A 21,658-nucleotide genomic window follows, 5' to 3' on the forward strand; every position below is an offset into this window, starting at 1 on the left:
CTGTCAGCGTCGTCTTGCCATGGTCAACGTGGCCAATCGTGCCAATGTTAACGTGCGGCTTCGTGCGCTCAAATTTTTCCTTCGCCATCGGCGTCGCTCTCTGTCCAATACTCGGTTCGGTCGATATAGGCTCGAGTCGGGCCACTCTCCGGCGCCTTGGACAGATCCGCGAGCGACGAATTGCTTCCCGTAGAACTATTTTTCAGGATTTCCGGGCGAAAGAGCCTTCCGTTCCGGACACTCCGGTTAGCCCCATGATGGAGCGGGTGAAGGGAATCGAACCCTCGTCGTCAGCTTGGAAGGCTGCTGCTCTACCATTGAGCTACACCCGCACAACGAGAGAACCAGGAACGATGGTGGAGGAGGTTGGATTCGAACCAACGTAGGCATAGCCAACGGATTTACAGTCCGTCCCCTTTAGCCACTCGGGCACTCCTCCATCTCGTCCTGCTTCACGCCGAAGCGATCAGGATGGCTTTTACCGGAGAGCCCGCCCGGAAGGGGCGAGCAATCCCGTGGCGCGTGTTATGCAGATGCGGCCCTGCCGTGTCAACGCTGATTTTGCAAAGAAATGCACAAAATCAGGATGACGTTCGAAACACCTGCTCCGAACGCTCGAGAATGCCTTGCTTGCCGTCTGCACGAGAGTGCCTTCCCCAGGGCCCGATGTCACGGTTTCCCGCCCCTTTTCCCGTTCATGGCCCCAGCTTAACGCTGTACCTGTGGACAACTTGGCGCGCCTGCCTGGCGTCCCCATAGGGGTCGCCTGAAAGTGTCACACCTTTGAAAAAACAGTCCCTTCCTGGTTCTTGTACCGAAGCGAAGGCCGTGTCAGAGCCGCAAATGGAGCCGAGCGCCCGCCTGAACGACAGACCGCCAGCATGAAAGCTCAGCCCCTTTTTGATGCGAGACCTCGCCCTTCTTCCAAGAAACAGGAAAGTCCATTCAGCGAAGCCTCCCACCTGCGCCGCCCCGCACGGGATGCGACACCACCCACGGCAGCGGATATAGAGCGCCGCCGCTCAAAGGTCCCGGCGCGGCGGCCCGGACGGTGCGAGCGCCAAGACAGATCCATGAGCATAACAGGACGCAACAACCGCCGCCCCCTGATGAGATGCCCCTTCGGACCCTCAATCTTCCAAGAGGACTGCGTGATCTGGCCTATGAAACGATACGGCAGACGGCTGCCCCCTTCCCCTGGCCCCGGTTTGGCGCTAGAGCTGCCCCATGACGCAGAATTCAAATTCGGACCGGCCAAAACCGGCCAGATCCCGCTCCGGCACGCCGTCCGGCGCCCGCTTTTCCAAAAAGGCAGGCGGCAAGCCGGGCCCGCGCCGCCCGGGCCTTCCGCCCGAAGGCCCCGTCCTTCTTTATGGGCTGCACACGGTTGAAGCCGCCTTTGCCAATCCCGACCGCAAGCGGCTGAAGCTTTATGCAACCGAAAACGCGCAGAACCGGCTGTCGGAGCGCAGTGTTGCCATAGATGTGCCGGTGGAGACCCTGATGCCAAGGGCCCTCGGCAGGATGGTGACCAAGGACGCAGTCCACCAGGGCATGATTCTGGAGGCCGATCCCCTGCCCGCCTATGGGGTGGAAGAACTGAAAGGCGCCCGGCTGGTTCTGGCCCTGGACCAGGTGACAGACCCCCATAATGTGGGTGCAATCCTGCGCTCGGCCGTGGCTCTTGACGCGGATGCGGTGGTAACCACCGAACGCCACGCTCCGGAAGAAGGCCCGGTGCTTGCCAAATCCGCCTCTGGTGCGCTCGACATGATCAAACATGTGCGGGTGAAGAACATGGCCCGCTTTGTCACCGAAATGAAAACCCAGGGCTTCGGCGCCATCGCGCTGGACAGCGACGGTCCGGCCAGCCTTGAAGACACGCAGTTCACGGACAAGACGGTTCTGGTGCTTGGCTCTGAGGGCAAAGGCGTCCGCCAGGGGGTGCGCGAGGCCTGCGGCCTGCTGGCCCGGCTCGACATGCCCGGTGAGATCCGCTCTTTGAACGTCTCCAACGCGGCAGTGCTGTCCTTATATGTGGCGCGCATGAAGATGGGCCTCTGACACGCCAAAGGGTCAATTGCTCCGTACTCGGGCTTCAATGATCTCCGCCCATGCGTCACCACCGCCCCCTGCCCGGATTATCCACAGAGGCAATGCAATTTTTCAAAGGGTCTGAGGGGCTTGGCGGTTTTTTAGCCGTCTTGCCCCAAAAAACGTCTTCAGGGCATGGACAAGCGGCCGCAATCTGGTAGAAGCCTTTCCCGGCGCCGGTATAGCTCAGCTGGTAGAGCACGTGATTTGTAATCTCGGGGTCGCGGGTTCGAATCCTGCTGCCGGCACCATGAACTCCCTGATTTTTTGATATTTTCCTCATCTTACGCTTATGCGCCAACAAGCACGTTGCGGTTCGTCAGGGTGTTGCTGAAAATTCCAGCAGACCGCAGCTTGGCCGGAGCACCGCAAGCCCCTTCGCTTATGGTAAACTTCACACTCTGGACCGGGAAGCGCAAAGCCTTTCCAGACACGGGCGATTTGCGCCGTTCCCCCTCTCGATGTGAAAGGAACGCGAGTGTGACCAATCCATTTGACGTCTGGGCCCCGATTTTCAAGGCCCCATTTTCCGGGAATGTCACCCAGGAAATCGTTCCGCGGTTTTTGTCGCCGGAGATCAAGGGCAATATCGAGCTGGAACAGAAGATCCAGACCGATGTGGCCAGTTACGGCAAACAGCTTGGCAAGATCCTCGAAGCCCTTCAGACCCTGTCGACAGCCACAGCCACGCCCCTGCCGGACATTGACAGGCTGGTCGAGGAGATTGAAGCCGTCAAAGACAGGAACAAGGACACGCTGCAGACCGAAGCGGAAGCAGCTCTGGCAAAACTGAAAGCGGCTGATGAAACCGCCTGGCAGCGGCTGGTGAAAGCATCCTGAAAATCCGCTTCGCCTGTCCGGGATCAGATTCCCCAGGGTGTGCCGCACTTATGTGAAGGCGATCTGTGTTCTCTTTGCGGTTATCGCTCTGATTTCAGGCCGTAAGACGGGAAGCTGACGGAACGCGATGCCTCTAACAAAAGAAAAACCGCCCGCCGGAACGGCGGACGGGTTCGATTCCCAAGCAGCCTTGCACCGGCCCCGGCGCGGCGGCGGCCCTTAAGCCACGGAGCGGGAGGCTTCGCGGACCTTGTGGGCCGCAGCGTCGATTTCGGCAGTGGAGTTGGAAATCGACTTGATGTTGGAGGCCACCAGTTCCGCCCCTTCGGAAGCGGTCTGCATATTGCTGGAAATCTCCTGCGTCACCGCATTCTGCTCTTCCACGCTGGAAGAGATGCTGGCCGAGATCTCACTGACCTGACTGATGATGCCCATGATCGACTCAATCGCCTGCACCGCCTGATCCGTCGTCGCCTGCATGTTGACGATCTGGGCCGAAATCTCCTCTGTTGCCTTGCTGGTCTGGGAGGCAAGGCTCTTGACCTCCGAGGCAACCACCGCAAAGCCCTTGCCCGCCTCCCCGGCCCGTGCTGCCTCGATTGTGGCGTTGAGCGCCAGAAGGTTGGTCTGGTTGGCGATGCTGTCGATCAAATCAATGACATTGCCGATGGTCTTGGCGTCTTCCGACAGGCCAGACATGATCTCGCTGGACTTGCCTGCCTCCGACACCGCCTCGGCAGACACGCTCTGGGCGGTTTGCACCTGACGGCTGATTTCCTGAATGGAGGCCACCAGTTCTTCCGTTGCCGCTGCCACCGTCTGCACGCTGGCAGAGGTCTGGGCAGAGGCATCTGCGGAGGTGGTTGCCTGCTGAGCCGTTTCTGACAGAGAGGTGGTAATTGCCTGCAGATCCTTGTCGATCGTGGCCTGTACATCCACGCGCCGCCGGCGTTCTTCCACTTGCGCGGTGATGTCGGTCGCGAATTTCACCACCTTATAAGGCTCGCCCTGCTCATTGAAGATCGGGTTATAGACCGCCTGGATCCAGATCTCTCCGCCGGACTTGTTGATCCGCTTGAATTCCCCACCCTGATAATTGCCTGCCGCAAGCTCTTCCCAGAACCGGACATAGTCGCCGGAGGCTGCAAAGTCCCGGTCCACAAAGATCCGGTGATGCTGGCCACGCACCTCCGCAAGCGAATACCCGAGCGCGTTCAGGAAATTGTCATTGGCATCCAAAATGGTGCCGTCCGGAGTAAACTCGATGACCGCCTGGGACCTGCCAAGCGCCTCGATCTTGGCCCCGTATTCCAGGTTCTGCAGCCGCTCGGCCGCATCGCCCCACTCAACCACAGTGCCAATCCTCTTGCCGCCCTTGTTGATGTGGCTGGCGATCAGGTCAAAACTCCTGTCACCGATCTGGATGGTCGCCCTGTGCACGGATGTCAGGGACGACAGCAGGCCACGCTGGTGGGCCGGGTTCTTGTGGAAGATATCAATCGATTTGCCGATAAGCTCGGTCGCCCGGAAATCCGGGAATTTCTGGCGGATATCCGGTTCAGCCTCTTTCAGAAGCTCAATGAGCGAATCATTCAGATAGGCGATATTGTAGTCGCTATCTGCAATCATCACATTGGCCATCAATTGCTTGGTGGCGGTCGTTACAAGTGTTGAAATCGCCGGCTTTGCAAGCTTCATGGCGGCGGGTCCCCCTAACATCACGATATTCCGTAGGGTCTAACCTTAAAAAAAAAGACTTAATATTGACTTACGAGCGCATAACTAAACAGATAAAAATAAAAAAACAAAAAACGATACAAATAATACCCTAGATTGAAAATAAATTCACTACACTACGTATTTTTACAGAATTTATAGGAAATTTTTACAATTTAAAATTAAATCAATTCAAGTAAAACGCACCCCACTTCGTCAAACCAAAACCGGCGCTTTGCTCGAATATGCCCCAGATTCGCGCCTGCAGAACTGGGCCGGAAACAGCAGCAGCGCAGATGAAGACCAGACCACCACCACTTCCGGCCCCGGCCGCGGCCCCAAGAGCATCGTGCGACACGTCTGCGCGATTTGACCGGATCTGCTTTGTCTGCTGAGGAGGCGGATCGCGCGCCCTGGTGTTTCCCACCAAAAGTGCGATCCAACGATGTCAGCGGGCAAAGCAGACCGGCCCCTCGGGTGATGGAACGCAGCCCATAGGCAGCGTTGCCTCGCTTGCGCGATACACCGCATCCCGCTGCGCAAAGCGCCTTGCCGAAGGAACTGCTTTCCAGCATCAAATGGTGCAGACTTAGCGCACGATGCCCTCTAGATCGCCATCACGATCCGCCCGTCAATGGCGCCTGCCTTCATCCGGTCGAAAATACTGTTCACATCCGCCAGCGTCTCTTCCGAATAATGGGCGGCCACCTTGCCTTCTGCGGCAAATTGCAGCGACTCGGCCAGATCAAGGCGGGTGCCGACAATAGACCCGCGGATTGTCTTGCCGTTCAGCACCGTGTCGAAGATCGACAGCGGAAAGTCCTCCGGCGGCAGACCAACAAGGCTCATGGTGCCGCCACGGGCCAGCATCCCGACACCCTGTTCAAAGGACTTGCCCGCAACGGCGGTGACCAGAACCCCTTCGGCACCACCGCCTGCCTGAACTTCAGCTACCGGGTCGGTTTCAAGTGCATTGATGACCTTGTCCGCCCCAAGAGAGCTGGCCAGATCAAGCTTGTCCCTGGAAATATCGACCGCAATCACATGGAGCCCCATGGCCTTGGCATATTGAACGGCCATGTGACCGAGGCCGCCAATGCCGGAGATCACCACCGTTTGCCCCGGACGGGCCTCGGTTTCCTTGAGACCTTTATAGACGGTCACACCCGCACACAGGACCGGCGCGGCCGGAGCAAACTCCAGCCCGTCGGGAAGATGACCGACATAGTCCGGATCGGCGAGCACATAATCGGCAAAGCCGCCATTGACGCTGTAGCCGGTGTTCTGCTGGTCCGTGCACAGGGTCTCCCAGCCACCCATGCAGTGTTTGCAATGACCACAGGCCGAATGGAGCCAGGGTATCCCGACCCGGTCTCCTTCCTTCACCGATGTCACCCCGGCACCAACCTCAGCAACCACCCCGACGCCCTCATGGCCCGGAATGAAAGGCGGATTGGGTTTGACTGGCCAGTCGCCATTTGCGGCATGCAGATCCGTATGGCACACGCCCGAGGCCATCACCTTGACGACGATCTTGCCGTCCTTCACCTCAGGCTTGTCGACTTCGCACAGGTCGAGCGGGTCCCCGAAGGCCCGCACAACGGCAGCTTTCATCTTTGACATGAGCTTTTCCTATGCCTGCTACAAGACAGGCCCGTGCTCGCACGAACGGTTGCGCCCGTCATTGATCAAACGCAAGAGTTTTGACTTTCAAGGGCAGGAAGAGGCCAGGACGGGCGCCATTCACATCATCCGGTGATGCAGGTCGAACATGATCCAGAGGCTGCCGCCGAGCATGATGAGGATCAGCACCGCCGCAAACCCGAGAAAGAACAGGTTTTCTCCCGGAGTCGATCTCACATTGAGATGCAGAAAGAACACCAGATGCACCAGCACCTGCAATAGGGCCGCCGCAGCTATGACCCCATAAACGGCCACTCCCGTCAAAAGCCCGCCCCAGACAAGACCAAAGGGGATTGCCGTCAAAAGGGCGGCGAGCACGAACCCGGTCAGATAGGTGGAGAGGCTGGGCTGGGCGGATGGATCCATCGTGCGTCTCCTACATCACCCCCGGCAGATAGACCACCGAGAAGATCCCGATCCAGACAATGTCGAGAAAGTGCCAGAAAAGCCCCAGCCGGAACAGACGGGAGCGCACCGGCAGCGTCAGCCCCTTGACCAGAACCTGCCCAATCATCACGCCGATACCAATCGCGCCGAAGGCCACATGCAGGCCATGGGTGCCGACCAGGGTGAAGAAGGCGGACAGAAAGCCACTGGTGCCAGGCCCCGCCCCTTGTGCGATCATGCCGTGAAATTCCCAAAGCTCCATCGCCAGAAAACCGAGGCCGAGACTGAGGGTGATCACAAGCCACACCACCACCCGCTCCGCCTTGCCTGCGGCCATCGCTATCGAGGCAATCCCGAAGGTCAGGCTGGAGAGCAACAGCAGCACCGTCTCCCCGGCCGTGTGGGCGAGATCAAACAGCTGCCGCGCCGCCGGTCCGGCCGCTGAATTGCCCGAAAGAACCACATAAGAGGCAAATAGCAGGGCAAAAAGAATGGCGTCGGTCATCAGATAGACCCAGAAGCCAAAGTCCCGCGCCTCCAGCGCCTTCTGTTCCTCATGTTGAAGAAGCGTTTCAGACCCGGCCGTGGCGCTCATCCTGCCCTCCCTGCCAGAGGAGCGCCGGAAGCGGCCCCGATGGGCTGAAACGCCCGCATGTCGTGGTGGTCCGCCGGACCGAACCGGGAGAACCGTTCCGCCTCCAGCCTGGCCACCTCCTCGGCCGGGAGCACAAACTCCGTGTCATCATCACAGGCGCGAAAACCAATGCACACAAGGCATCCCAGAAACGCCAGCCCGGCCAGCCACCAGATATACCAGACCATGGCAAAGCCGAGCACAAAAGACAGGCCACCCAGCAAAGGCCCCAGAGCGCTGCTCTTTGGCATCACGATGGCCTCATAGGCGTGCGGAGGCCGGTAGGCGGTGCCCTGCAGCTTCATGTCGTAAAAGGCATCGATTTCGTGCACATGCGGCAGAACCGCAAAGTTATAGGGAGCGGGAGGAGACGCTGTCGCCCATTCCAGGGTGCGCCCGTTCCACGGGTCGCCGGTCACATCCCGGGCCGAGCCCCAGGCCCTGGCAGACACGTATAGCTGCACCGCAATGCAGATGATGCCACACAGAACGCAGACTGCCCCCAGCGCCGCAACAATCAGATAAGGCTGCCAGGCCGGATCTGCATAGTGCTCCATGCGCCGGCTCATCCCCATGAAGCCGAGCACATAAAGCGGCATGAAGGCCAGATAGAAACCGATGATCCAGAACCAGAACGAGCGCAGGCCCCATTTGGCGTCCAGCTTGAAGCCGAAGGCCTTGGGAAACCAGTAATTCAGCCCGGCAAAATAGCCAAAAAGGGCACCCGGAATGAGCATATTGTGGAAATGGGCCACCAGGAAGGTGGAATTGTGCATCAGATAATCTGCCGGCGGCAGGGCCAGTAGAACCCCGGTCACACCACCGATCACGAAGGTCACCATGAAGCCGATGGTGAACACCATGGCTGGGTGAAACTCGATCCGTCCCCGGTACATGGTAAACAGCCAGTCGAAGATCTTCACGCCCGTCGGCACGGCAATGATCATGGTCGCAATACCGAACACCGCATTCACATTGGCGGACGAGCCCATGGTGAAGAAGTGATGCAGCCAGACGGTAAAAGACAGAAGGGCGATACAGGCAGTCGCATAGACCAGGGAGACATAGCCGAACAGCCGTTTGCGCGAAAAGGTGGCGACCACCTCGGAGAAGATGCCGAAAGCGGGCAGGATGAGGATATAGACCTCCGGATGCCCCCAGATCCAAAGGAGGTTGGCAAACAGCATCATGTTGCCGCCATCCCCGTTGGTGAAGAAATGAAAGCCGAGGCTCCGGTCCAGGGTCAGCTGGACCGCCACCACAGTCAGGGCCGGAAAGGCAAAGGCGATCAGGATGGAGATGCAAAGGGCCGTCCAGGTGAACATCGGCATGCGCATATAGGTCATGCCAGGACAGCGGTTCTTGATGATCGTGACGATGAAATTGATCCCCGACGCGGTGCTGCCGATGCCGCTGACAATCAGCGCCCACAGCCAGTAATCGACGCCGACGCCCGGACTGTATTCAATGCCTGAATAGGGCGGATAGCCGGTCCACCCGGCGGTGGAGAATTTGCCGATCACCAGCGAGATCAGCACCAGCCCCGCCCCGGCGGCGGTCATCCACAAACTGACGGAATTCAAGAACGGGAAGGCCACGTCCCGGGCGCCGATCTGCTGGGGCACGATGATGTTGATCAGGCCGGTCAGGAACGGCATGGCCACGAAAAAGATCATGATGGTGCCGTGGGAGGAGAAGATCTGCTCGAAATGCTCCGGCGGCAGATAGCCGTCATTGTTGAGCGCAAATGCCTGCTGGGCGCGCATCATCAGCGCATCGACAAATCCGCGCACTAGCATCACCAGGGCCAGCACCACATACATGATGCCGATTTTCTTGTGGTCGACGCTGGTCAGCCAGTCCGTCCACAGATGCTTCCAGGCGCGCAAATAGGTAATCAGCAAAAAGACCGCGAGCCCGCCGCCAACCGTCACCCCGGCTCCGCCCATAGCAACCCAGGAATAAAGCGGAATGGCCTCCACCGTCAGACGTCCCAGCATCACGCAGCCCCCCGGCAGATCAGTTCGGCCGCTTCACTCTCGTAAGGACCGACAACCGGCGCGTATTTGCGCAGGATGATCTCAAACAGCCCTGGTTCGAAGGACCCGTAATAGGTCACCGGATCGGCAACGCTTGGCTTGTGCAGCGCCAGATAGGCCCGGGCATCCAGCACCTGAGCCGTCGACGACACTTTTGCCCGCCACAGCTTGAACCCGTCCGGGCCGAGTGCATGGGCTTTGAAATGCTGATCGGCAAACCCGTCTCCGGAATACATGGTGTTGCGCCCGGCAAAAATGCCGGGCCCGTCCGCCAGCAGATTAAGTTCTGAGCGCATGCCCGCCATGGCATAGATCTGGCCGCCCAGCGCCGGGATCATCAGGGAATTCATCACCGTGTCGGAGGTGATTTCAATGGTTAGGGGCCGATCAGCGGGAAAGGCAAGCTCATTGACGCTGGCAAGGCCGAGTTCGGGATAGAGAAACAGCCATTTCCAGTCGAGCGCGACCGCCTGTACCTTGAAAGCGGGTTTGTCCGAGGCAACCGGCTTGTAGGGATCGAGCTTGTGGGTGCTCTCCCACACGAGCGTGCCCAGAACGACAATGATTGCCGCAGGCACCAGCCAGATCACGGTCTCGATGGTCCAGGACCCGCCCCAGCCGGGCGTATAGGTGGCCGTATGGTTCGACTGGCGGTAGCGCCAGGCAAATACCAGCGTCAGCAGGATGGCCGGCACGGCGACAATCATCATGATCCAGAACGCAGTGAAGAGCAGATCGCGTTCGGCAAGCGCCACCGGCCCGCCCGGGTTGACAATCGGTGCTGTGGAGAGCCCGCAGCCGGAAAGCAGCAGCACAGGCCCTGCAGCACGCAGCGCCGGGCCGGATCTGTGACGAAGCGGGTAGATGAACCTGCGCATCAGATCAACATTGCTCCCCCGTGCAAGACCTCAGCACACCGGCCACCGGGCGGATATGTTTCCGCTTCCGGTCTGCCCCAACAAGCGCTATCAACGCGACGGTTTGCGGTGCTTCGATCTTCAACCAACAGAAAGCCTAGCGGAGCACAGTCCTGTTTGAAAGGGCTGCCACCTCAAAAAGTTACGCTAGGGAACAGACACTTCTGCCAAACACGGACGGCACGCAGTGGAAATCGGCGGTTGAGCCGCCTAGGATACGGCGCCGCAACGCCCTGATGAAGCCTCAAGAACAGACCGGTCACCGATGGAACGATTGAAACCGCGCAGTCAGAGCCATTTGAGCCTGGGGCAGTTGCGGGCGCTGGAAGCGGTGATCCGCACCGGCTCTTTTTCAGCCGCTGCCAAGGAAATTGGCGTCTCCCAGCCCTCCATCTCCAATCACATCCAGGGCCTTGAAAGCCGCTACAAGACCAAGCTGCTGGCCAAGTCCGGCTATTCCGTTGCCCCCACTCCGGCCCTGGAAGGCCTGCTGCCCAAGATCCGGGCCGTGCTGGCGCTGACCGCCGATCTGGAAACCGAGCTGAACCGCAACCGGGCGCTCGTGTCCGGCCAGTTGCGGATCGGCTATTCCACCTATCAGCTGGCGATCCCCCGGATCTCCGCCTTCATGGCCAAACATCCCGATGTGGCAATTGAGGCCCGTGCCCTGGCCACCCAGGATATTCTGGATCTGTTCGAGGCGGGCGAGATCGATATTGGGTTTGTCACTGCACGGGAAATCCCGGCCGGGCTTGACGGGGAATTGCTGATCCAGACACGTATCGTCATCGCCGCCCCGCCAGAGCACCCCCTCAGGGGCAAAGACACAGTCACCTGGGAGGATGTCGCCGGCCTCTCCCTGCTTCAGCGGGAAAGCTCGTCCGGTACGCGCCGGATTTTCGAGGCGTCGGCCACCGTGGCAGGCGTCAAACCGAAAACCGTTCTGGCGCTTGGCTCATGGGGGGCCCTTGCCACCCTGATCCGCTCCGGTGTCGGCGTCGGAATCGCCATGGAAGCAGAAATCGCGGAGCGCGATGGCTGCGTAGCGGTTCAGATCGACGACCCGAGCCTGACCGCAAACCATTTTGTTGTCTGGCAGAAGGACATGGAAAAAGTCGCGTCCGTCGAGGCATTCCGCCACAGCCTGCGCGGCGTTTGACACTTTCATGTCAGACAGGATTCTATAGATTAAAATTATACATTTTGGTATTTCATCAAACTGTTAAGAAACAGGCGTTTCTAGGGCATCGCATATTTTCCCGTCGAGGAGCCCAAAATGACCTTCAAATCCCTTCTTCTGTCCGGCGCAGCGCTGGCCGTTCTGGCCTCCCCTGCCATGGCTAACTGCCCTAGCGTGACTGTTGCAGACATGCAGGGCCTCACTCCGGCCTATCCGGAACAGTTCGAACTGGCCGAGTTCGAGGAAAAAGCCTCCTGCAGCCTCGCCTTTGCCCAGAATCCGGCCATTGGCGACCTGAATGGCAAGATCCTCGGCAATGTGGCTCTGGCCGATGTGTCCGAGCGCCTGCCGGCCGAACCGCTGGTGGTGGCCCCGTACCAGAAGATCGGCACCTATGGCGGCGTGCTGAAAGGCATCTCCAAGGGCACGGAATCGGGCACATCCGACCTTCTGTCCGTGCGCCACGTCAATCTTGTGCGCTATTCCGATGACCTGCAGACGGTCGTGCCCAATGTCGCCAAGTCCTGGACCTGGAACGATGACTATACCGAGCTGACCTTCAAGCTGCGAGAAGGCCACAAATGGTCTGACGGCGAGCCCTTCACCGCCGAAGACGTTGCCTTCTGGTACAATGACATCATCCTGAACCCGGCTGTCTACGAAAAGACCCCGGGGCGCTGGCTGTTTGCCGGAGAGCCGGTCAAAGTGGAAGCCGTTGATCCGGCCACGGTGAAATTCACCTTCCCTGTGCCGACCCCAGGCATTCTGAACCGATTTGCCGTGGACTACGGCCAACCGTTCCAGCCGAAGCATTTCCTCAGCCAGTTCATGCCGAAATACAATAAGGACGCTGAGAAGCTGGCCAAGGACTACGGCTTTGAGACTGCAGCCGCTGCCGTTGATTTCTACTATGGCGGTTCCGACTGGAAAGACGTTCCCTCCCCGCTCCTGAAAGACAGCGACAAGGCGGCCAAGATCGGCCGCGCCGTCGTGCCGACACTGGAGAGCCACATTGTGGTTGAGGAAACCTCCGAAGGCCGCAAGCTGGTCGCCAATCCCTATTTCCACATGGTGGACACGGCCGGAAACCAGCTCCCCTATATTTCCGAGATCTCCGAGACCTATATCGGCGACAAGGAAGTCCAGAACCTGAAAATCATGAATGGTGAAGTCGACTGGAAGCAGCAGGCTGTTTTCCTGGAAGATTTTCCGCTCCTGAAGGAAAACGAAGCCAAGGGCAACTACACCGTCTCCTTCGCCCCGACCTTTGGCGAGAATGTCTTCTTCTCCTTCAACCGCACCCACAAGGATCCGGTTCTGGCAAAGCTGTTCTCCGACATCCGCTTCAACAGGGCCATGTCCATTGCCATGAACCGGGACGAGATCAACGAGATCGTCTATCTGGGCCAGGGCAAGCCGATGCAGGGCGTCCCGGCCGAGCCGAAGACCGTGTCATTCATCACCGATGAGATGCTGAACAAGGACATCGCTTTTGATCTGGACGGCGCCAAGGCGCTGCTCGCAGAGATCGGCCTGAAGGACGAAGATGGCGACGGCACGCTGGAGCGTCCGGACGGCAAGCCGCTGGTGGTCCGTCTGGTCTATTCCAGCCAGGGTGTTCCGGTGAAGATGATGGAACTGGTGCGCGACTACTGGTCCGCTGCCGGGGTCCGCGTCGACCTGAAGGAAGTGACTTCGGACGAATACCGCGCAGCCGGGAACAACAACGACCTGGATGTCACCACCTGGAAATATGACGGCAACGCCGGTCCGACCGTCTCCCAGGATGTGACCGCCTTCATCCCGCCCTTCGGTGATTATTTCAACCCGGGCACCGGCTTCGGCTGGGCCGCCTGGAAAGAATCCGGCGGCAAGGAAGGCACCGAGCCGCCTGCGGACATCAAGAAGCTCTGGGATTTGTCGGAAAAGTTCATTCAGGTTGAATTGGGCTCTGAAGAAAGCAACCGCCTGGGCCAGGAAATCGCCCAGATCCATGTCGACAACCTGCTGAAGATCGGCACCGTCGGCGATATCGTTGCGCCCTTCATGTACCACAATACCCTGAAAAACGTGCAGCCAATCAAAGCCAAGACCTACGACTTCTACTGGACCTATCCGTATCGTCCGCAGCAGTGGTCGCTGGAACAGTAATCCTTTGACCCGGGTGCCGGGGCAGCCACACTGTCCCGGCCCTTTGTGAGCAGATCCGGCTGTCTGCCGGAGACACTCAAACGCGACTTGTTGCCCGATCCCCCAATCCGGAAGGGAACCGCACAAGTCCGTTTCCGGCAGGGGCGCTTCCTTGAAGGCAGGGTTCGACAGGCGCTCAAGAAGATGTTTGTCAGCAAAGGCAACCGGCACCACCGCCAGTCACTGGGCATTCGGCACTGGTCACTCGGCGCTGGTCACTCGGTACCGGGCTGCCAGGATGGAGAGGGCATATGCTTCGGTTCACGCTTGAGCGCTTTTTGGGCATGGTCATCACCATGGCGCTTGTTTCCGTAATGGTCTTCATCATCATGGAAATTCCGCCCGGCGACTATGCGGACCGCTATGCCTTCCGGAAGTTCTCCGGAACCGGTGTCACGGTCACTGAAGCGGATGTCCAGGCCATCCGGGCCGATCTCGGCCTCGATAAGCCGATGGTGCTGCGCTATTTCGACTGGATCGGCAACATCGTCCTACACGGGGATTTCGGGCAGGCCTTTGCCTTTGAAACCTCGGTGGTCAAGGTGATCGGCGACAAGGCCTGGCTGACCCTTGGCATTCTCCTGACCACCCTGCTTCTGACCTACGCCATCTCCATTCCGGTCGGCATCTTTGCGGCCGTAAAGCGCGGCTCGTCCCTGGATTACGGATTGACTGTCTTTTCCTATCTTGGACTGGCCCTGCCGAATTTCCTGCTGGCGCTGATCCTGCTTTATTTCGCCAACAAATGGTTCGGGGCCGATATTGGCGGGCTTTTTTCCGCCCCGTATCAGGACGCCCCCTGGTCGCTGGCCAAGCTCTGGGACCTGGTCAAACATCTGTGGCTTCCGGCGGTGGTGCTGGCCTGGTCGGCGGTTGCCTATCAGATCCAGACCATGCGCGCGACCATGTCCGACGAATTGAACCGCCTGTCGGTGACAGCCGCCCGGGCCCGGGGCGTTCCGGAAGGCAAGCTGCTGCTCAAATATCCGGCCAGGCTCGCCATCAACCCCATTGTCTCCACGATCGGATTTGACGTGAACCGCATCTTTTCGGAACTGCCCATCGTGGCGGCCGTGCTCGGCCTGACCGAACTCGGCGAGCTGCTGCTGCGGGCCTATCTGGATCTGGACATGTATGTCGCGGGCGCGATCCTTCTGCTTCTGACCTTCGTGATTGTCTTCATGAATTTCGTATCCGACCTGCTTCTGGCGTGGCTTGATCCGCGCATCAAACTGGGGGCCTGACCGATGACGGACGCGACCGCCAAGCCGCTCGGCAAAGCCGAAGAAAAAGAACGCCAGCGCCGACTGAAATATTATTCAGCCTCCCAATGGACCCTGATCTGGTGGCGCTTCCGCCGCCACAGGGCCGCGATGGTGGCCAGTTTCATTCTGGCCCTGATGGCCGTACTCGGTCTCTTCGCCGAATTTGTGGCCCCCTATGGCCCGACCACCCGGGATGCAAAATACATTGATGGCGCCCCGCAGATCCCACTCTTTTGCGACCAGAACGGCTGTTCCGCCGTGCCCTTCATTCATGGGGTCAGCACCAAGCGCGATCCGGTAACCTTGCGTGCCATTTCCGTGCCGGACCCGGACAAAAGGGTCTATCTGCAGGTCTTCGTGCAGGGTGAACATACCCGGATTCTGGGGCTCATTCCCTCCAATATCCACCTCTTCGGCCTGTCGGACCCAAATGCCAAACTACATCTTTGGGGCACCGATGATCTCGGCCGGGATGTGTTTTCCCGGACCATGTATGCCACGCGCACCTCGCTCTCCATTGGGGTGATTGGCGTCCTGATCTCCTTTGTGCTGGCGCTGATGATCGGCGGCATTGCCGGCTATGCGGGCGGCCTGACCGACAACGTCATCCAGCGGGTGACCGAAGTCGTGCGTGTCGTGCCGATCATTCCGCTCTACATGGGTCTGGCCGCCGCAATGCCGAAGGAATGGTCGACCACCCAGGTTTATTTCGCCATGACACTGATCCTTGGCCTGTTCGGCTGGCCAACCCTGGCCCGGCGCATCCGCTCCCAGCTCCTGTCGATCCGGGGCGAAGATTATGTGGTCGCCGCCCGGCTGGCCGGGGCGCGGCCCGGACGGATCATCGGCCAGCATATGCTGCCCAGCTTCACCAGCTTCATCATCGTCGATCTGGTGATTTCCTTCCCCTACATGATCCTCTCCGAAACGGCCCTGTCCTTTGTCGGCCTTGGCCTGCGCCCGCCAACCGTCTCCTGGGGCGTCCTGCTGCAGCAGGCCCAATCGGTGCGGGTGATCGAACAGACCCCCTGGCTGTTCATTCCCGCCGTCTTTGTGGTGGTCGCGGTGCTGGCCTTTACCGTGATCGGCGACGGCCTGCGCGATGCGGCCGATCCCTATAGCGATGCGAAGTGAGGAGCATACCATGCTGACCGTTGAAAACCTCTCCATTTCCTTCGACACGGATGAAGGCCGTATCACCCCGGTTCAGGGCGTCAGCTTTTCGGTGGAAGCCGGAAAGACCCTCGGGATTGTCGGGGAAAGCGGCTCGGGCAAGTCGATTTCCACCAAGGCGCTCATGCAGCTTCTGCCCGGAAATGCCAGCCTGTCGGAAGACACACGGATCACTTACAGGGCCAAGGATGGCAAGGAGATCGGGATCCACAAGATCAAGCGGAATTCCCGCGCCCTGCAGCAATTGCGCGGCGGGGAAATCGGCATGATCTTCCAGGAACCCATGGCCAGCTTTTCCCCCGTCTATACCATCGGCAATCAGATGATGGAGGCCATCCGACTGCACCGGAACTGCAGCCGCCGCATGGCCCGGGATCTGGCAGTGGAAATGCTGGACAAGGTCGGCATTTCCAATCCGTCCGAGCGGGTGGACCAGTTTCCCCACGAAATGTCCGGTGGCATGCGCCAGCGGGCAATGATTGCCCTTGCCCTTTCCGCCGGCCCTGCGCTTCTGATTGCCGACGAGCCGACAACAGCCCTTGACGTGACCATTCAGGCCCAGGTGCTGGACCTGATGCGCGCCCTGCAGCGGGATCTGGGAATGTCCATGATTTTCATCACCCACGATCTGGGCGTGATTGCCCAGATCGCAGACGAGGTGGCGGTGATGTATCTGGGCACCATTGTCGAGCGCGGCCCGACCCGGGACATCATCCGGCGGCCCCAGCACCCCTACACTCAGGGGCTGCTCAAGGCGATCCCGAGCCTCGATACCCTGCATGACCGGCTCTCTCCGGTCCCCGGTGACATTCCGAGCCCCACAGAGCGCCCGTCCGGCTGCCCCTTCCACACCCGTTGCCCGGATGCGGTTTCCGGCACCTGTGACGTGAACGCACCCCCGGAGCCCCCCTCCGGTCCGGAACGGTCGGTGCGCTGCTGGCTCTACCAGCAGCCCGAGCAGGGAAGGAGCGCAGCATGAGCACGGACAACGTTCTTATTGAGGTCAAGGACCTGGAAGTCCGGTTTCCCGTCCGCAAGAAGAAGCTGTTTTCCTCAGAGACCCGCCAGCTCCGGGCCGTCGATGGCGTCTCCTTTGAGATCCGGCGGGGCGAGACCGTCGGTCTTGTGGGAGAATCCGGGTCCGGCAAGACCACGGTCGGGCGGGCCATCCTGCGGGCCATTGATCCGACGGACGGGGATGTGATCTTTCACACGGCCGGTCAGGACATTGACGTTGCCCATGCGGAGGGCGAAGAGCTGCGCAAATTCCGCCAGCACATGAACATGGTCTTTTCTGAAGGCAAGGTGCAGCTGTCGACCCTGGCGGCGGACCGGCTGCGCCTGTTCCGCTCCAAGATGAGTCTGGTGTTCCAGGACCCTTATTCGTCCCTCAACCCGCGCATGACCGTGCGCGACATAATTGCAGAACCCCTGATTGCCTCCGGCATGATGAAGGACCGGGAGGCCATCGATGCGCGGGTGCGCGAGATTGCAGGACGCTGCAAGCTCAACCTGGAACATCTGCGCCGCTTTCCACACGCCTTTTCCGGCGGTCAGCGCCAGCGCATCTGCATCGCCCGCGCGCTCGTCTCAAAGCCCGATTTTGTCGTCTGCGATGAAAGCGTATCTGCTCTTGACGTTTCGATCCAGGCGGAAATCGTCAACCTATTGAAAGATCTGCAGGAAGAGATGCATGTGGCCTTCCTGTTCATCGCGCACGATCTGTCGGTCGTGGCCCAGATGAGCCACCGGGTGGCGGTAATGTATGTGGGCAAATTTGTGGAATATGCTCCAACCGAAAAACTGTTTTTCGACCCCAAGCACCCCTACACCCACGCGCTCTTATCCGCGATCCCCCAGGCCGATCCGGACGTGGAGTTCAACCCGATCCGGCTTCAGGGGGAAATCCCCAATCCCCTGGACGCCCCTGCCGGATGCCGTTTCCATAGCCGCTGCCCCTTTGCCAAAGAGCGCTGCTCCGCAGAGCCACCAGAGTGGCGGGAGGTATCGGAAGAGCATTTTGTGGCTTGCCACTTTACCGAAGACTTTGACTTCTCAAGACCAAAACTAAAAGCCTGAGAGACGTCCCGTATGAGACAGACATCCTATGATCTCGCCGTTGTCGGCGCCGGGATCGTCGGCCTCGCACATGCGCTGGCCGCCGTCAAACGCGGCAAGAAGGTTGTTGTGATCGAGCGCGACAGTGTCGCGAACGGCGCCTCTATCCGCAATTTCGGCTTTGTGACCGTGACAGGCCAGCAGGCCGGTGACTGCTGGACCATGGCTGCGCGCAGCCGCTCTATCTGGGGCGACGTGGCAAAGGCCGCCGAGATCGAGCTGTTGCAGGAAGGCCTGACCATGACCGCCCGGCTGCCGGAATCGGAGGCCGTGATAAACGCCTTTTTGAAAACCGAGATGGGCGCCGAATGCCGCCAGCTGACGGCCAGCGAAGCTGCCGAAAAAGTGCCTTGCCTGCGCCCGAACACCATTTCAAGTGCGCTTTATTCGCCCCTGGAGGTGCGGGTGGAATCCAAAGACGCTCTGCCCCAGATCGCCAATTGGCTGGAAGCAGCCCACGGGGTCGACTTCCTGTGGCAGACAAGCGTGAATGCGGTCGACACGCCAAAGCTTGAAACCTCGCGCGGGCCTGTGCATGCGGACACTGTGGTCGTCTGTCCGGGCGATGACGGCACAACCCTTTTCAGCGGCCGCATCGCCTCCTATGACGTTTCCCGCTGCAAATTGCAGATGCTCCGGGTCACACCGGAAAAGAAGACTGCGCTTGGCACAGCCGTCATGTCCGATCTCGGCCTGGCCCGCTATCTCGGCTATGCAGAACTACCTGAAGCCGAGGCCCTGAAGGCCCGGCTCGACCGGGACATGCGCGCATACCGGGAGAACGGCATTCACCTGATCGTGGTCCAGTCGGCCGATGGCAGCCTCGTGGTGGGCGACAGCCACCATTATGACCCGACCCCGGACCCCTTTATCGAAAAGGGCGTGAACGATCTGATCCTGACCGAGATGAACACCTTGCTCGATCTGGGCGCCTACGAGGTCTCGGAAACCTGGATCGGCACCTATGCCTCGGCCCCGGACCGCTGGCGCCTGACCGATGCGCCGGACGATGCCACACGGGTTGTCATGGTGACGGCCGGCTGCGGCGCCTCAACCGCCTTTGCCATTGGTGAGGAAACCATTGCCAATCTGTATGCCTGAGGAAAAATTATGAGCAAATTCAAAGCGGTCGTTTTCGACTGGGCCGGTACGATGATCGATTTCGGGTCCTTTGCGCCAATGGGGGTCTTCGTCAAGGCCTTCGGAACGTTTGGCATCACGGCCACCATCGATCAGGCCAGAGGTCCCATGGGCAAGCCGAAATGGGATCACATCCGCGACATGATGAACGACCCGGACATTGCCGCCCAATGGGCCGCCAAATATGGCGCAGCTCCGGCTGACGCGGATGTGGACAGGGTCTATGAGGTCTTCGTTCCCATGAACGAGGAGGTCGTCGCCGATTTCGCCGACCTGGTGCCGGGCGCTGCCAGCATGGTCAAAACCCTCCGGGACAAGGGCCTCAAGATTGGGTCAACCACGGGCTACACCCGTTCGATCATGGAGCGGGTACTGCCGAAGGCGGCACGCCAGGGCTATGCACCGGACAATCTGGTCTGTGCCGACGATCTGCCGGAAGGCCGCCCCGGCCCGCTTGGCATGTATAAGTGTTTTGTCGATCTGGTGGTCTATCCGCCCCAGGCGGTCATCAAGGTGGATGACACGGAACCAGGCATTGCCGAAGGCGTCGCCGCAGGCTGTGTGACAGTGGGCCTTGCCCTGTCCGGCAATTATGCGGGCAAGACACCGCAGGAGCTGGAAGCCCTCACCTCTGATGAAATCGACGCCTTGCGCGCCTTTGCCACAGAAAAGCTAAAACAGGCCGGGGCCGACCATGTGATAGACACGGTGGCCGATCTTCCGGCCCTGATCGAAAAACTGGAGGCGAGATGACCCGACGCCCGAATATTCTCCTCATCACCGCCGACCAGTGGCGTGGAGACTGTATCGGCAGCCTAGGCCATCCCGTAGTGAAAACGCCCCATCTGGATGCGTTTGGCAGAACCGCAACGGTATTCGAACAGCATTATGCAGGCACCGCACCCTGCTCGCCTGCCCGCGCCTGCCTCTATACCGGCCTTTACCAGATGAACCACCGGGTCGTCTGGAACGGCGCACCGCTGGATGACCGGTTCGACAACCTTGCCCGCGCCGCCCGGAGGGCCGGCTACCGGCCAACCCTCTTCGGCTATACGGACACTTCACCGGACCCGCGGCTGCACGATCCTGCCGATCCGGCGCTTCAGACCTATGAGGGTGTTTTACCGGGCTTTGACGTGCGACAGAGCCTGCCGGAAGACGACAAGCCATGGCTTTCCTGGCTTGCCTCGAGAGGCCACGACCCGTCCCATTTTGACAGCATTCATCATGTGGCCCCGGAAAAGGGTGAAAGGATCTCGCTGAACGCACCGCGCTATGCGAGCGATGAAACCCAGACCGCCTTCCTGACCAATGCCTTTCTGGACTGGCTCGCAGAAAGAGAGACGGAAGGGGCCCCCTTCATGGCCCATATTTCGTTTCTGCGGCCCCATCCGCCCATGGCGGTGCCGGAGCCCTATAACAAGCTCTATGACCCGGACAGCGGTCCGGACTTTGCCGGGGCCGATACCCCTGACCTGGAAGCTGCGGCTCATCCCCTGATCGCCGCGCTTCAGGCGTATCAGCAGCTCGCCAGCCACATTCCAGGCGCTGACGGTCTTGTCCGGGATCTAAGCCGGCGGGATCTGGCCCGCATCCGCGCGCTTTATTACGGCATGATCACGGAAGTCGATGCCCAGCTCGGCCGGATCTTCGAAGCACTGACAGCCTTCCCGGACACGATGGTCATCTTTACCTCCGACCATGCGGAAATGATGGGCGATCACTGGATGCTGGGCAAAGGCGGCTATTTTCGTCAGAGCTATCATATCCCGCTGATGATCCGCCTGCCCGGGGGCCTTGAAGGCAATCGCGTTACCGCCTACACGTCCGCTGTCGACATTTTCGCGACGCTGCTCGATCTTCTGGATCTCGATCCGCAGCACGCCCCCGATGGCAGCACGTTGATGCCGTTCCTGAAAGGGCAACCCCCTCTCAAATGGCGGGACGCGGCTCTGTGGGAATATGACTTCCGGGAGCTGATCCGGCGCTGGCCCCATCTCTTTCCCGGTCTGGGGCCAGAAACGCTCCCGGGAACGGCGCCGGACACGGCTCCCGCCCTTATCTCCCGGCTGACTGAGGACTGGCACTATGTCCATTTTTCCGGGCTGCCCAACCTGCTGTCCGGCCGCTCAGACCCGCACGGGTTCGGCCACGTGCCCTCAGCCCCGCCGGACGTCGCTCTTCAGCAGGCCGAGGCGCTGCTTTCCACCCGCCTTCGGCACAATGACGAGACACTCGCAAGAACGATGGTCTGGGACTATTATAGCCAATAGACCGCTTCG

Annotated in this window: 18 protein-coding genes and 3 tRNA genes; 12 read left to right on the forward strand and 9 right to left on the reverse strand. The window is 59.9% G+C overall.

Annotation, left to right across the window (positions count from 1 at the left end; genetic code table 11):
- From ACXAIC_RS21090 to ACXAIC_RS21100, 3 genes are all read right to left on the reverse strand, one after another.
- Positions 1-88: GTP-binding protein (locus ACXAIC_RS21090; protein WP_177938619.1), on the reverse strand; the 88-nt coding region annotated here is incomplete at its 3' end.
- 170 nt (positions 89-258) lie between these two features.
- Positions 259-332 (reverse strand) — tRNA-Gly (locus tag ACXAIC_RS21095).
- A 22-nt stretch (positions 333-354) separates the two neighbouring features.
- Positions 355-439: transfer RNA gene (locus ACXAIC_RS21100), tRNA-Tyr, on the reverse strand.
- A 788-nt stretch (positions 440-1,227) separates the two neighbouring features.
- Between ACXAIC_RS21100 and ACXAIC_RS21105 the strand changes: the two genes are divergently transcribed.
- The 3 genes from ACXAIC_RS21105 to ACXAIC_RS21115 all read left to right on the forward strand — a co-directional run bounded on the left by ACXAIC_RS21105 (position 1,228) and on the right by ACXAIC_RS21115 (position 2,934).
- A complete protein-coding gene (locus ACXAIC_RS21105; protein ID WP_475185044.1) occupies positions 1,228-2,064 on the forward strand; it encodes a TrmH family RNA methyltransferase in 837 nt (278 codons plus the stop codon).
- Positions 2,065-2,269: 205 nt separating this feature from the next.
- A tRNA-Thr gene (locus tag ACXAIC_RS21110) sits at positions 2,270-2,345 on the forward strand.
- 229 nt (positions 2,346-2,574) lie between these two features.
- A complete protein-coding gene (locus ACXAIC_RS21115) occupies positions 2,575-2,934 on the forward strand; it encodes a hypothetical protein (protein WP_475185050.1) in 360 nt (119 codons plus the stop codon).
- A gap of 219 nt (positions 2,935-3,153) precedes the next feature.
- Here ACXAIC_RS21115 and ACXAIC_RS21120 read toward each other — a convergent pair whose 3' ends face one another.
- The 6 genes from ACXAIC_RS21120 to cyoA form a co-directional block, all read right to left on the reverse strand.
- Positions 3,154-4,632, reverse strand: a complete 1,479-nt coding sequence (locus ACXAIC_RS21120) for a methyl-accepting chemotaxis protein (RefSeq protein ID WP_475185052.1) — start codon at positions 4,630-4,632, stop codon at positions 3,154-3,156.
- Between the two features lie 624 nt (positions 4,633-5,256).
- Positions 5,257-6,273 (reverse strand): alcohol dehydrogenase AdhP, encoded by a 1,017-nt coding sequence (gene adhP / locus ACXAIC_RS21125; RefSeq protein WP_475185058.1) that lies wholly within the window; start codon positions 6,271-6,273, stop codon positions 5,257-5,259.
- Between the two features lie 120 nt (positions 6,274-6,393).
- A complete protein-coding gene (cyoD, locus tag ACXAIC_RS21130; RefSeq protein ID WP_475185060.1) occupies positions 6,394-6,699 on the reverse strand; it encodes a cytochrome o ubiquinol oxidase subunit IV in 306 nt (101 codons plus the stop codon).
- Between the two features lie 10 nt (positions 6,700-6,709).
- Positions 6,710-7,315: a cytochrome o ubiquinol oxidase subunit III gene (gene cyoC / locus ACXAIC_RS21135; RefSeq protein ID WP_475185064.1), complete on the reverse strand. Its 606-nt coding sequence runs from the start codon at positions 7,313-7,315 to the stop codon at positions 6,710-6,712.
- Entirely contained in the window at positions 7,312-9,354 is a 2,043-nt protein-coding gene (locus tag ACXAIC_RS21140) for a cbb3-type cytochrome c oxidase subunit I (protein ID WP_475185068.1), read from the reverse strand. Before ACXAIC_RS21140 ends, cyoC begins: the two co-directional genes overlap by 4 nt.
- Positions 9,354-10,271 (reverse strand): ubiquinol oxidase subunit II, encoded by a 918-nt coding sequence (cyoA, locus tag ACXAIC_RS21145; RefSeq protein WP_475185072.1) that lies wholly within the window; start codon positions 10,269-10,271, stop codon positions 9,354-9,356. Before cyoA ends, ACXAIC_RS21140 begins: the two co-directional genes overlap by 1 nt.
- Positions 10,272-10,575: 304 nt before the next feature.
- Between cyoA and ACXAIC_RS21150 the strand changes: the two genes are divergently transcribed.
- The 9 genes from ACXAIC_RS21150 (at position 10,576) to ACXAIC_RS21190 (ending at position 21,649) form a co-directional block, all read left to right on the forward strand.
- A complete protein-coding gene (locus ACXAIC_RS21150; protein WP_475185076.1) occupies positions 10,576-11,469 on the forward strand; it encodes a LysR family transcriptional regulator in 894 nt (297 codons plus the stop codon).
- 117 nt (positions 11,470-11,586) lie between these two features.
- The gene (locus ACXAIC_RS21155) at positions 11,587-13,641 is read left to right on the forward strand and encodes an ABC transporter substrate-binding protein (RefSeq protein WP_475185080.1); all 2,055 of its coding nucleotides are present in this window, start codon (positions 11,587-11,589) and stop codon (positions 13,639-13,641) included.
- A gap of 290 nt (positions 13,642-13,931) precedes the next feature.
- Entirely contained in the window at positions 13,932-14,924 is a 993-nt protein-coding gene (locus ACXAIC_RS21160) for an ABC transporter permease (protein WP_475185085.1), read from the forward strand.
- A 3-nt stretch (positions 14,925-14,927) separates the two neighbouring features.
- Positions 14,928-16,079: an ABC transporter permease gene (locus tag ACXAIC_RS21165; protein WP_475185091.1), complete on the forward strand. Its 1,152-nt coding sequence runs from the start codon at positions 14,928-14,930 to the stop codon at positions 16,077-16,079.
- Positions 16,080-16,089: 10 nt separating this feature from the next.
- Entirely contained in the window at positions 16,090-17,097 is a 1,008-nt protein-coding gene (locus ACXAIC_RS21170; RefSeq protein WP_475185098.1) for an ABC transporter ATP-binding protein, read from the forward strand.
- Complete coding sequence (locus tag ACXAIC_RS21175; RefSeq protein ID WP_475185103.1) at positions 17,094-18,197, forward strand: ABC transporter ATP-binding protein; 1,104 nt, start codon at positions 17,094-17,096, stop codon at positions 18,195-18,197. The genes ACXAIC_RS21170 and ACXAIC_RS21175 overlap by 4 nt, the downstream gene beginning before the upstream one ends.
- Before the next feature lie 12 nt (positions 18,198-18,209).
- Entirely contained in the window at positions 18,210-19,337 is a 1,128-nt protein-coding gene (locus ACXAIC_RS21180; protein ID WP_475185106.1) for a TIGR03364 family FAD-dependent oxidoreductase, read from the forward strand.
- A gap of 9 nt (positions 19,338-19,346) precedes the next feature.
- On the forward strand, positions 19,347-20,129 hold the full coding sequence (gene phnX / locus ACXAIC_RS21185) for a phosphonoacetaldehyde hydrolase (RefSeq protein ID WP_475185112.1): 783 nt from the start codon (positions 19,347-19,349) through the stop codon (positions 20,127-20,129).
- Positions 20,126-21,649, forward strand: a complete 1,524-nt coding sequence (locus ACXAIC_RS21190) for a sulfatase-like hydrolase/transferase (RefSeq protein ID WP_475185116.1) — start codon at positions 20,126-20,128, stop codon at positions 21,647-21,649. Before phnX ends, ACXAIC_RS21190 begins: the two co-directional genes overlap by 4 nt.
- Positions 21,650-21,658 lie beyond the last annotated feature (9 nt).

This window comes from Roseibium sp. AWQ4_254 (genome assembly GCF_056161025.1).